The organism is Streptomyces cellostaticus, from assembly GCF_001513965.1.
Taxonomy (GTDB): Bacteria; Actinomycetota; Actinomycetes; order Streptomycetales; family Streptomycetaceae; genus Streptomyces; species Streptomyces cellostaticus.
Genome location: NZ_KQ948027.1, coordinates 21,183 through 32,239 on the forward strand (window position 1 = coordinate 21,183; position 11,057 = coordinate 32,239).

Here is an 11,057-nt window from a genome sequence, read left to right on the forward strand (position 1 = left end):
GACGGCCGGGTGCGTGCTGGCGGCAGGTCCTCGGACTGACACAGGCGTGCGGATGCACACAAGTACACCGTTGCGGGACAGTTCCGGATTCGCACCGGATTCCCCTGCGGCGACAGCGAGGATGAGCATACATCTAGTGCCGGGCTGTCGTGTCACCACCAGATGTTGTGTCTGTTGTGTGTTGCGGTGGCTTCAGAGCGTCAACTTCCGTATGGCAGGGGGCAGGAGAGCGGGCCGCCGTTGTTGCTTGTCGGCGGCCCGCTGCGGGTTGTGCGTGGTCGGCTCAGTGAGCGCTTCCTGCGGTGGCCGGGGGAAGCTCCACCTGGACCCCCTGGTCGCCCGCGTCCGCCGTGTAGTCCTCCGGGCTGGTCTCGTCGAGGCCCTCAGGGGCCTTTACGGCCTTCAGGACGAAGGTCAGGACCACCGCGACGACGGCGTTCAGGACGAACGCCGTCAGGCCGATGTAGCCGATCTCGCCGATGCCCGGGATCTCCTTGGCGTTGCCGCCGAAGTGCGCCTGGGTCGGGGAGGCGATCCCGTACGCGGCGAGCGTGCCGTACGCCATGCCGACCGCCCAGCCGGCCAGCAGCGCCCAGCGGTGGAACCAGCGGGTGAACAGGCCGCCGACCAGGGCCGGGAAGGTCTGCAGGATCCAGATCCCGCCCAGCAGCTGGAAGTTGATGGCGACCGTCTTGTCCATCGTCAGGACGAAGACCAGCGCGCCCACCTTCACCAGCAGCGAGACGAGCTTGGAGACGCGGGTCTCCTGCTCGGCCGTGGCATCCGGCTTGATGAAGTCCTTGTAGATGTTGCGGGTGAAGAGGTTCGCCGCCGCGATGGACATGATGGCCGCGGGCACGAGCGCGCCGATGCCGATCGCCGCGAAGGCCACGCCCGCGAACCAGTCCGGGAACATGTCCTCGAACAGCTGCGGGATGGCCAACTGGCCGTTGGTGACCTTCACTCCGGCCGCGATCGCCATGAAGCCGAGGAGGGCCAGCAGGCCCAGCATCAGCGAGTACAGCGGCAGGATCGTGGTGTTGCGGCGGATCACCTCACGGCTCCTGGACGACAGCGTCGCGGTGATCGAGTGCGGGTACATGAACAGGGCGAGCGCCGAGCCGAGCGCCAGCGTGGCGTACGTCCACTGGTTCGCCTCCGGCGGGGCGAGCGCGCCGCGTGGCTTGCCCGTCGCCGGGTTGACCTGGCTGAAGGCGTGGCCCGCCTTGGCGAAGATGTCGTCGAACCCGCCCAGCTTGATCGGGATGTAGATGATCGCGACCGCGATCACGATGTAGATCAGCCCGTCCTTCACGAACGCGATCAGCGCGGGGGCGCGCAGGCCCGAGGAGTAGGTGTAGGCCGCGAGCACACCGAAGGCGATGAGCAGGGGCAGGTCCTTCACGAACCAGTTCGTGTTCTCCCCGCCGCCCACGCCCATCACGTCCAGCACCGCCTGGATGCCGACGAGCTGGAGCGCGATGTACGGCATCGTCGCGAGGATGCCGGTGAGCGCCACGGCCAGCGACAGGCCCTTGGAGCCGAAGCGGCCGCGCACGAAGTCCGAGGTCGTCACGTAGCCGTGCTTGTGGGACACCGACCACAGGCGCGGCAGGAACGTGAAGATCAGCGGGTAGACCAGGATGGTGTACGGCACCGCGAAGAAGCCGGCCGCGCCCGCCGCGTAGACCGCTGCGGGCACGGCGACGAAGGTGTACGCCGTGTACAGGTCGCCGCCGAGCAGGAACCAGGTGATCCAGGTGCCGAACGACCGTCCTCCCAGGCCCCATTCGTCCAGGGACTGCTCGTTGTCGGGCCTGCGCCAGCGGGCGGCCAGGAAGCCCATGACCGTGACGGCCAGGAAGAAGAAGATGAAGACGCCGAGCGCGACGCCGTTGACGCCGTCCTTCACTTCGCCGCACCCCCGTCCGTGCCCTTGCGGGTGCGCTGGTCACGCTGCCACAGCTGGTACGCCAGCATCGTGAGCGCGGTGGATATCAGCACCCACAGCATCTGGTACCAGTAGAAGAACGGGATCCCGATGAAGGCGGGGTCCGTCTTGGCGTACGAGCCGACCCACAGCATCGCCACGAAGGGTGCGACGAGACACAGGCCGATGACCACGCGGGCCGGTGTCACGACCGGTGGTCTCACTTCAGGTGTTTCGGACATGCCACGGCTCCGTCCCCTCGCTGATCACCTGTGTAATGCGCAGGCAATCTAGGTGACGGTGTCACGGCAGCGGAAGACCTCGTCCGCATATCGGTATGTCGATTTGGGAGTTGAGGTGTGAAGACCCCGACGACGCCTAGTCCTGCGGGCGCTTGAGCCTCGCCACGAACTTGTACCGGTCGCCTCGGTAGACGGACCGCACCCACTCCACCGGCTTGCCCTCGCGGTCCAGGGAGTGGCGGGACAGCATCAGCATCGGCAGGCCCACGTCGGTGCCGAGCAGGCCCGCCTCGCGCGGGGTGGCCAGCGAGGTCTCGATGGTCTCCTCGGCCTCGGCGAGATGGACGTCGTAGACCTCGGCGAGGGCGGTGTACAGGGACGTGTACTTCACGAGCGAGCGTCTGAGGGCCGGGAAGCGCTTGGCCGACAGATGGGTGGTCTCGATCGCCATCGGCTCGCCGTTGGCCATGCGCAGCCGCTCGATGCGCAGCACGCGTCCGCCGGCCGTGATGTCGAGCAGTTCGGCGAGCCGGTCGTCGGCGGTGATGTAGCCGACGTCCAGCAGCTGCGAGGTGGGCTCCAGGCCCTGGGCGCGCATGTCCTCGGTGTAGGAGGTCAGCTGCAGCGCCTGCGACACCTTCGGCTTGGCGACGAAGGTGCCCTTGCCCTGGATGCGCTCGAGGCGGCCCTCGACGACGAGTTCCTGCAGGGCCTGGCGGACGGTGGTGCGGGAGGTGTCGAACTCGGCCGCCAGCGTGCGCTCGGGCGGGACCGGAGTGCCCGGCGCCTGCGTCTCCGTCATGTCGAGCAGGTGCTTCTTCAAGCGGTAGTACTTGGGTACGCGCGCGGTACGGACCGTCGCCCCGGCCTCGTTCTCCGCACTGCCGACGTCGGTGCTCATGCTCTGCCTTCCCGGCTCCTGATGCCGAAAGCGACCGACATCCCATCGGCCACGGCTCACATCGTGGCACGGCTTCGTGGGTCAGGGCTCCACCCGCACGCTCCGTGATCTCCTCTATATACCGTCGGACCCGGTGTTGGTCTAGTCCAACGGGGCGAGCGCCGGTGCCAGGACCGGCACCCCGGACTAGATGCCCTGCCAGTCCGGCTTGTTCGCGTAGGTGTGCCGGAAGTAGTCGGCCAGCTTGAGCTTGGCGGCGGCGGCCTCGTCGACGACCACCGTGGCGTGCGGGTGCAGCTGGAGCGCGGAGGCCGGGCAGACGGCCGCGACCGGTCCCTCGACGGTGGCGGCGACCGCGTCCGCCTTGCCCTCGCCCGTCGCGAGCAGTACCAGGTGCCGGGCCTCCAGGATGGTGCCGATGCCCTGCGTGATCACGTGGTGCGGCACCTGTGAGATGTCGCCGTCGAAGAAGCGCGCGTTGTCGATCCGGGTCTGCTCGGTCAGCGTCTTGATCCGGGTGCGCGAGGCGAGCGAGGAGCACGGCTCGTTGAACCCGATGTGCCCGTCCGTCCCGATCCCCAGCAGTTGCAGGTCCACTCCGCCGGCCTGCGCGAGCGCCCGGTCGTAGGCCTCGCACGCCGCCTGGACGTCCTCGGCCGTGCCGTCCGGGCCCAGGAACGCGTCCATCCCGATGCCGAGCGGCTCCAGCACCTCCCGGCGCAGCACCGAGCGGTAGGACTCGGGATGCTCGGCGGGCAGTCCGACGTATTCGTCGAGCTGGGCTATCCGGGCCCGCGCGGCGTCCACGGCGCCGGAGCGCACCTTGGCGGTCAGCGCCTGGTAGACGGGCAGCGGCGTGGAGCCGGTGGCCACACCGAGCAGGGCGTCGGGCTTGCGCCGCAGCAGCCGGGCCATGGCCTCGGCGATCAGCTCGCCGCCCGCCGCGGCGTCCGGAACGATGACAACTTCCACGCTGGGCCTGCCGTTCTGAAGTCGCTATGTGGTTTAGACCAATCTAACAGAGCCGGGGTCGGAAGGGGGAGTGCGGGAAGGGCTCTCGCCGTCCCGCCGACATTTCTCTAGGAGGCGCTATAAAATGCCCTCCATGGTGACCGGTCAGGAGACGAAACGGCAGGCCGGGACGGACAGGCCCCGTGGCCGTCCGCGCTCCTTCGACCGTGCCGCCGCGCTGGAGAAGGCGCTCATGGCCTTCTGGGAGCACGGCTACGAGGCGACCTCGGTCTCCGACCTCACCCGGATCATGGGCATCGGCGCCCCGAGTCTCTACGCGGCCTTCGGTGACAAGCGGACCCTGTTCGAGGAGGTCGTGCGCGTCTACACCGACACCTACGGCGCCTTCGGCGACCGCGCCCTCGCCGGGGAACCCACCGCCCGGGCCGCCGTCGAACGGACGCTGCGCGAAGCCGCCGCCGAGTACACCGACCCCGCCCACCCCTACGGCTGCCTGGTCGTCCACGCGGCGACCAACTGCACCAGCCCCGAGGTCGAGCGGCTACTGCGGGAGCGGCGCAACGCGAGCATCGCCGCCCTCGAATCCCGAATCCGGGCCGACGTGGCCGGGGGGCGGCTGCCGGCCGGCACCGACTCCGCGGCCCTCGCCCGGCACACCGGAGCGATGATCCAGGGCATGTCCCAGCAGGCCCGGGACGGGGCCGGCCGGGCGGAACTGGAGGCGCTCGCGGAAATTGCCATGGCCATCTGGCCCCGCGACTGACCCGGGCGGGCTAGGCTGCGTGGCATCGCGTGCCCACAAACTTCAACACCTACCCCCACGCGCATGGACACGCCATCGTGGTCTAGTCCAGAATGTGCAGCGTGCCATCGTAGGGAAAACTGAACAGCTTCCGTCTTCCCCGCACAGGAAGGCGGACCGAGGAACCGGAGCTCTCTGCCCTGACTGCCCCGGATCCTCGGCCTTCGGCCGGCCGGGACCGCACACCCCGCGGCCGATGATGCTCCGGGCTGCGGTGCCGGGAGGGCTGAGGGTCCCTCTCAGGCGCCGCGGCCCGCGGGTGTTTTTCGGCCAGGTGCGAGGCCCCGGGTACGCTCGCAGACGTGCCCTCCATGAACGAACTCGTACGCCAGCACACGGCCCTCGGTGACTCCGATCTCGAGTGGCTCCACCTGCTGGTCTCGGAGTGGCAGCTGCTCTCCGACCTCTCCTTCGCCGACCTGGTCCTGTGGGTCCCCACCCGCGACGGCACCCGGTACGTCTCGGTCGCCCAGATGCGCCCCAACACCGGCCCGACCTCCTACCAGGACGACATGGTCGGCCACCTGGTCCCGCGCGGCCGGCGGCCCATGCTGGACGCGGCGCTGGACGAGGGCCGGATCGTGCGCGAGGGCGACCCGGAGTGGCGCGAAGAGGTCCCCGTCCGGGTCGAGTCCATCCCCGTACGGCGTGAGGGCCGCGTCCTCGGTGTCATCGCCCGCAACACCAACCTGCTGACCGTCCGCACCCCCAGCCGCCTCGAGCTGACCTACCTCCAGAGCGCCTCGGACCTCGCGCAGATGATCGCGGCAGGATCGTTCCCCTTCCCCGGCCAGCAGGTCGACATGGACGCCTCCCCGCGGGTCGGCGACGGCTTGATCCGGCTGGACGCGGACGGCATCGTCCAGTACGCCTCCCCGAACGCCCTGTCCGCCTTCCACCGTATGGGCCTCGCCGCCGACCTGGTCGGACAGCACCTGGGGCAGACCACGGCCGAACTCGCCCCGACCCGGGGCCCGGTGGACGAAGCGCTCGCCAAGGTGGCGAGCGGCTGGGCGCCGCGCGAGTTCGAGATCGAGGCGCACGACGGGGTGATCCAGTTCCGGGCCATCCCGCTCAAACCCAAGGGCACCCGCATCGGTTCCCTGGTGCTGCTCCGGGACGTCACCGAACTGCGCCGCCGCGAGCGCGAGTTGATCACCAAGGACGCGACCATCCGGGAGATCCACCACCGGGTGAAGAACAACCTCCAGACCGTCGCGGCGCTGCTGCGCCTGCAGGCCCGGCGCATCGACTCCGAGCGCGGCCGGGAGGCCCTGGAGGAGGCCGTACGCCGGGTCGGCTCGATCGCGATCGTCCATGAGACGCTGTCCCAGAACCTGGACGAGCGGGTGGAGTTCGACGACATCGCCGACCGGGTCCTCGCGATGGTCGCCGAGATCTCGCCCGGCAAGGTGACCGGCCGGCGCAGCGGGCGGTTCGGGATACTCGACGCCGAGGTCGCCACCCCGCTGTCGATGGTCCTCACCGAGATCCTGCAGAACGCCCTGGAGCACGGCTTCCGCGAGGGTGACACCGGCACGGTCGAGGTCTCCGCGGTCCGCGGCGGCACCACCAAGGAGGCCCGCCTCCTCGTCACCGTCCAGGACGACGGAGTCGGCCTGCCCGAGGACTTCGACCCGCACCGCTCGGGCAACCTCGGTCTGCAGATCGTACGAACGCTGGTGGAGGGCGAGTTGGGCGGCACCTTCGACATGGTGCCGGCGCCCGGACGGGGGACGCGGGTGATCCTGGATGTTCCGGTGCGGGCGCAGAAGTAGGGATCAGCCCCGGAGCTCACCGAACAGCATTGAGCCCCGGAGCACTTGGTGCTCCGGGGCTTAAAGCTCGTTGCTGCTCTGCTATGTCGCTAAGCGCATCGGGGGTACTGCGCGCTGCGGCTCGGGGGCGGGAGATGCGTACTCGCTGTACGCGCCGCCAAGCTCAGGCTGTCAGCAGGGGTGGGAGTGTCAGGCGGAGGCCTGACGGGCCCGGTTGCGGGCGGCGCGGCGCTTCATGGCGCGGCGCTCGTCCTCGCTGAGGCCACCCCAGACGCCGGAGTCCTGGCCGGACTCGAGCGCCCACTGCAGGCACTGCTCCATGACGGGGCAGCGACGGCAGACGGCCTTGGCTTCCTCGATCTGCAGCAGCGCAGGACCGGTGTTGCCGATGGGGAAGAAGAGCTCGGGGTCTTCCTCGCGGCAAACGGCGTTGTGACGCCAGTCCATGGCTGCTACCTCTCCTTGGTATTACATGCACGTTGCTTGTGAATGTGAACGCTTTCACGAATCCCTCAACAAGTGAAGGGCCGACCGCCGAGTCTCCCCGGCGTGGTCCTGTGGTTTGAAGAGGGGTTCCGGTGATCAGTGGAGGCCGGTGTTGCGGGCCGTCCCGATCGCCACGTAGAGACTCGCAAACCTCAGCGACGGATACAACCCCTTCCGGAAAGTTTTTTTTGATTCCTCGGTGTCGACTGGGTCACAGCCGTACTTCCATGGGGTGGATCCTGGCCTAAACGTTCGAGTGAAAGGACTTTCGCCCGTTCCGCTCACACAATCACACGCAGTGCGCGGCGTACGCCTGTGAACGTCACGCTCGTACGCAGTCCCAGGTGGTCGCCGTCCATCTGAAGGGGGAGGGGGACCTTCGAATGCAAGGTGAACTGGTCCAGGTCGTGCAGGGAGAGGACGTGCTTGCCGTGGGGTCCCCGCTCGGGGGACGAAGTGAGCAACTGCGTGCCATACCGGGCAACCGCGGCCGTCGAGAGGCGGCTGAGACCGAGTACGTCGATGCCCGTATCGAACGACGCCTTAGGTGACGTGTACATCGGGCGATTGCCGAGATACGTCCACGGGGACGTGTTCGAGATTATGGCGACGACAAGATCGGTGACCGGGTCCGCGCCGAGCTGCTCAAGGGTGATCGGGCCGTGCCGGCGGTGCTGCTCGCCGAGGAACTGCCGGACCACCTGACGTACGTACAACGCGTGCGTCGACTTCTTGCCGCGCTCGCGCTGCTGCTCGACCCGGCCGACCACACCCGCGTCGAAACCGAGTCCGGCGTTGAAGGTGAACCAGCGGTCCGGGACCGCCTCGTCCTCGGTGCCGGGCGTGCCCGAGGTCAGACCGAGACCGACCAGCCGCTCGCTGCCCTCGCTCAGGGCGTCCAGCAGGGCTCCGGTGGCATCGACCGGGTCGTTGGGCAGGCCCAGGGCGCGGGCGAAGACGTTGGTGGAGCCGCCGGGGACCACGGCGAGGCCGGGCAGACGGTCCGGGTCGGGGCCGGCGTGCAGGAGGCCGTTGACGACCTCGTTGACGGTGCCGTCGCCGCCGAGGGCCACGACCAGATCGATGTCGTCGCTCTCGGCCGCCTGCCGGCCCAGGTCGCGCGCATGGCCGCGGTACTCGGTGGTGACCGCCTCCAGCTTCATCTCGCTCGCCAGCGCGTGGATGAGCACGTCACGCCTGCGTGCACTGGTGGTGGTTGCCGCCGGATTGACCACGAGAAGTGCACGCATGGATGGCAGCGTACCTACTGGGGGGTACCCGGCCCAGCCCGAGGTAGGGATCCGGTAAGAGAGGGGGGCGTGAGCCTGGACACGGCGGCGCGCCGCGGGCGTGCGGACGTCGCCGGGTGCGGGTCCGTGGAGGGCCGGCCGCGCCCACGCGGCGGAGCCGACGGCTACCCTGCTGGGGTGAGCAGTGAGCAGAACACCGCCCCGGACACCGCCCCGGTCACCGCTGAAGCCGGTGCCGCCGGAACCCGTCCGCGTCGGCTGACGTACGCCGCAGTACTGGCCGCGCTGGAGGGCGTCGCGCTGGTGGCCGGCGGCCTGTGGGTGCTCGTCCTCGGGCTCACCGGCGACCCGGACGGCCGGCAGCAGGCCGTGACTCTGGGCATCACGCTGGTCGCGCTCGCACTGCTGCCGCTGCTCGCCGCGCGCGGACTGCTGCTGCGGCGTAGCTGGAGCCGCGGCCCCGCGCTGATCACCCAGGTCATGGCCCTCCCGGTGGCCTACAACCTGCTCAAGGCCGACAGCATGGCCATCCCGGGCGGCATCGCCCTCGCGGTGGTCGCCGTGGCCGCGCTGGTGCTGCTGGTGCACCCGGCGACGACCCAGGCCCTCGGGATCAAGGGACCGGGCCGGGCCGAGTAGCCACTCCTTACTCCTCCACCAGGAGCTTCTCCCGCAGCTGGGCCAGGGTCCGGGCGAGCAGCCGGGAGACGTGCATCTGGGAGATGCCGACCTCCTGTGCGATCTGCGACTGCGTCATGTTCCCGAAGAACCGCAGCAGCAGGATCCGCTTCTCGCGCGGCGGCAGGTCCTCCAGCAGCGGCTTGAGGGACTCGCGGTACTCCACGCCCTCCAGCGCCTCGTCCTCGGCGCCGAGGGTGTCGGCGACCGCCGGGGACTCGTCGTCGGTGTCGGGGACGTCCAGGGACAGCGTGGAGTACGCGTTGGCGGACTCCAGGCCCTCCAGGACCTCCTCCTCGGAGATGGCGAGCTTCTCGGCCAGCTCGTGCACCGTGGGGGAGCGGCCGTGCAGCTGGGACAGCTCGGCCGTCGCCGTGGTCAGCGCGAGCCGCAGCTCCTGCAGGCGGCGCGGCACGCGGACCGCCCAGCCCTTGTCGCGGAAGTGCCGCTTGATCTCGCCGACGACGGTCGGGGTGGCGTACGTGGAGAACTCCACGCCGCGCTCCGGGTCGAAGCGGTCGACGGACTTGATCAGGCCGATCGTGGCGACCTGGGTGAGGTCGTCCAGCGGCTCGCCGCGGTTGCGGAAGCGGCGCGCCAGGTGCTCGACGAGCGGCAGGTGCATACGGACCAGCTGGTTGCGCAGCTCCGCGTACTGGGGGCTGCCCTGGTTCAGCTTGCGCAGCTCGATGAACATCGCACGCGCCCCGCTGCGGTCCTGGGGGTCGTGCCGGGTGGCCTGCACGGCCTCCGCGCCCCGCGCCTCGTCCTCGGCGTATCGCTCGTGCTCGCTCATCGTCCCGCCCGTAGCCCTTCCCCGAGCCCTCGCCTCCGCGGGGGTGGCGGACCCGACCCCGCCGCGTCCCTCCGAAGGCGCGCTCTGCACGGCACCGTCCCGGCCGGCCTGCGCGGAGTCGTCCTCCGGATGCGGTCTGGCCTGCTCGGGGATGCCGTCGATGCCGTCCGCCATGCGTCGGGAACCGTCCGCGGGGTCAGTGGCCCCCGTCGGCAGCTCCCGTGTGCCGCGCTCTTCGTCCCGCACCGGCCCGTCCCCGTTCCTCACGCCGGCCCGGGGCCCGCGCCGCGCTGTTTGTAGAGGCTGATCGACACGGTCTTGTCCTCGTCCACGGCGGACGAGACCTTGCCCGCGAGGGCCGAGAGCACCGTCCAGGCGAAGGTGTCCCGTGAGGGGGCGTGGCCGTCGGTGGTCGGCGCCGACACCGTGACCTCCAGCGAATCGTCGACGAGCCGGAAGACGCAGCTGAGGACGGAGCCCGGCACGGCCTGCTGGAGCAGGATCGCGCAGGCCTCGTCCACGGCGATGCGCAGGTCTTCGATCTCGTCCAGGGTGAAGTCCAAACGGGCCGCCAGACCGGCCGTGGCCGTCCGCAGCACCGACAGGTAGGCACCCGCAGCCGGCAGCCGGACTTCCACGAAGTCCTGGGTCGCGGGCTCGCCTGCGATCTGGGACACCCTCACCTCCATGGTGGTACAAGCTTTACGGGGCCGAGGGTCGCCCCCCGGGGTAACGCGTACGTGGTTCCGCGGTGACGCTATCGCGCTCCGAACGGTCCTGTCCCCGGGGCCCCAACCCCCTGGCGTCACTCACAGTAAAGCTGTGGATACGCTCCGTGTCTAGAGGGTTTGCGGGCCCAAATGGGAAGAGCGCGCGCCGGGTTGACGTACCCCGGTGTCAGACACCCGAACCGTCGTCGGTCGCGGCCGTGTGTGCCGCGTCAGTGCAGTGTCACACGAGAACGTGGTCGACGAAGCACCACCGCCAGTCCTCACCGGGCTCGAAGGTCCGCATCACCGGGTGACCGGACGTCGCGTGGTGCTCCGTCGCGTGCCTCCCCGGCGAGGAGTCGCAGCAGCCTACGTGGCCGCAGGTCAGACAGATCCGCAGCTGCACCGGATGGGTCCCGTCGGCGAGACACTCCGGGCAGGTCTCGCTGCGCGGCTCCGGGTCCGGGTGCGGCAGCGCGTCGGCATGCGTGCACTGTTTCATGATTGCCAGA

At 69.7% G+C, this 11,057-nt stretch carries 12 protein-coding genes and 1 riboswitch; of the genes, 3 read left to right on the plus strand and 9 right to left on the minus strand.

What is annotated here, in order from left to right:
• Positions 1-4: 4 nt before the first annotated feature.
• Positions 5-133, minus strand: a riboswitch (cobalamin riboswitch).
• 150 nt (positions 134-283) lie between these two features.
• From mctP to nagB, 4 genes are all read right to left on the minus strand, one after another.
• On the minus strand, positions 284-1,912 hold the full coding sequence (gene mctP, locus AQI88_RS23710) for a monocarboxylate uptake permease MctP (protein ID WP_067002801.1): 1,629 nt from the start codon (positions 1,910-1,912) through the stop codon (positions 284-286).
• Complete coding sequence (locus tag AQI88_RS23715) at positions 1,909-2,172, minus strand: DUF3311 domain-containing protein (RefSeq protein ID WP_067002803.1); 264 nt, start codon at positions 2,170-2,172, stop codon at positions 1,909-1,911. Before AQI88_RS23715 ends, mctP begins: the two co-directional genes overlap by 4 nt.
• 136 nt (positions 2,173-2,308) lie before the next feature.
• The gene (locus tag AQI88_RS23720) at positions 2,309-3,073 is read right to left on the minus strand and encodes a GntR family transcriptional regulator (protein WP_067002804.1); all 765 of its coding nucleotides are present in this window, start codon (positions 3,071-3,073) and stop codon (positions 2,309-2,311) included.
• Positions 3,074-3,259: 186 nt separating this feature from the next.
• Positions 3,260-4,045, minus strand: coding sequence for a glucosamine-6-phosphate deaminase (gene nagB / locus AQI88_RS23725; protein ID WP_067002806.1), 786 nt, complete (start codon positions 4,043-4,045; stop codon positions 3,260-3,262).
• A 133-nt stretch (positions 4,046-4,178) separates the two neighbouring features.
• Here nagB and AQI88_RS23730 point away from each other — a divergent pair, with 133 nt between their 5' ends.
• Together AQI88_RS23730 and AQI88_RS23735 are read left to right on the plus strand one after the other, a co-directional pair.
• Complete coding sequence (locus tag AQI88_RS23730; protein ID WP_067003184.1) at positions 4,179-4,808, plus strand: TetR/AcrR family transcriptional regulator; 630 nt, start codon at positions 4,179-4,181, stop codon at positions 4,806-4,808.
• A gap of 341 nt (positions 4,809-5,149) precedes the next feature.
• Positions 5,150-6,625, plus strand: a complete 1,476-nt coding sequence (locus AQI88_RS23735; protein WP_067002808.1) for a sensor histidine kinase — start codon at positions 5,150-5,152, stop codon at positions 6,623-6,625.
• 189 nt (positions 6,626-6,814) lie between these two features.
• Here AQI88_RS23735 and AQI88_RS23740 read toward each other — a convergent pair whose 3' ends face one another.
• Complete coding sequence (locus AQI88_RS23740; protein WP_016639615.1) at positions 6,815-7,072, minus strand: WhiB family transcriptional regulator; 258 nt, start codon at positions 7,070-7,072, stop codon at positions 6,815-6,817.
• A gap of 320 nt (positions 7,073-7,392) precedes the next feature.
• A complete protein-coding gene (locus AQI88_RS23745) occupies positions 7,393-8,361 on the minus strand; it encodes a diacylglycerol/lipid kinase family protein (RefSeq protein WP_067002810.1) in 969 nt (322 codons plus the stop codon).
• A 177-nt stretch (positions 8,362-8,538) separates the two neighbouring features.
• Here AQI88_RS23745 and AQI88_RS23750 point away from each other — a divergent pair, with 177 nt between their 5' ends.
• Positions 8,539-9,000: a hypothetical protein gene (locus tag AQI88_RS23750; RefSeq protein ID WP_067002811.1), complete on the plus strand. Its 462-nt coding sequence runs from the start codon at positions 8,539-8,541 to the stop codon at positions 8,998-9,000.
• Between the two features lie 7 nt (positions 9,001-9,007).
• Here the strand turns inward: AQI88_RS23750 and AQI88_RS23755 are convergent, their stop codons facing one another.
• From AQI88_RS23755 to AQI88_RS23765, 3 genes are all read right to left on the minus strand, one after another.
• Complete coding sequence (locus tag AQI88_RS23755; RefSeq protein WP_208615881.1) at positions 9,008-10,081, minus strand: RNA polymerase sigma factor SigF; 1,074 nt, start codon at positions 10,079-10,081, stop codon at positions 9,008-9,010.
• A 17-nt stretch (positions 10,082-10,098) separates the two neighbouring features.
• Positions 10,099-10,512, minus strand: a complete 414-nt coding sequence (locus AQI88_RS23760; protein WP_004925829.1) for an ATP-binding protein — start codon at positions 10,510-10,512, stop codon at positions 10,099-10,101.
• Positions 10,513-10,786: 274 nt separating this feature from the next.
• The gene (locus AQI88_RS23765) at positions 10,787-11,047 is read right to left on the minus strand and encodes a UBP-type zinc finger domain-containing protein (protein WP_067002813.1); all 261 of its coding nucleotides are present in this window, start codon (positions 11,045-11,047) and stop codon (positions 10,787-10,789) included.
• Positions 11,048-11,057 lie beyond the last annotated feature (10 nt).

What these genes read in the sequence shown, in the direction of transcription:
- AQI88_RS23715 (WP_067002803.1), bottom strand. Translation starts at nt 2,172, where the DNA reads ATGTCCGAAACACCTGAAGTGAGACCACCGGTCGTGACACCGGCCCGC.
- AQI88_RS23720 (WP_067002804.1), bottom strand. Translation starts at nt 3,073, where the DNA reads ATGAGCACCGACGTCGGCAGTGCGGAGAACGAGGCCGGGGCGACGGTC.
- AQI88_RS23730 (WP_067003184.1), top strand. Translation starts at nt 4,179, where the DNA reads ATGGTGACCGGTCAGGAGACGAAACGGCAGGCCGGGACGGACAGGCCC.
- AQI88_RS23740 (WP_016639615.1), bottom strand. Translation starts at nt 7,072, where the DNA reads ATGGACTGGCGTCACAACGCCGTTTGCCGCGAGGAAGACCCCGAGCTC.
- AQI88_RS23745 (WP_067002810.1), bottom strand. Translation starts at nt 8,361, where the DNA reads ATGCGTGCACTTCTCGTGGTCAATCCGGCGGCAACCACCACCAGTGCA.
- AQI88_RS23765 (WP_067002813.1), bottom strand. Translation starts at nt 11,047, where the DNA reads ATGAAACAGTGCACGCATGCCGACGCGCTGCCGCACCCGGACCCGGAG.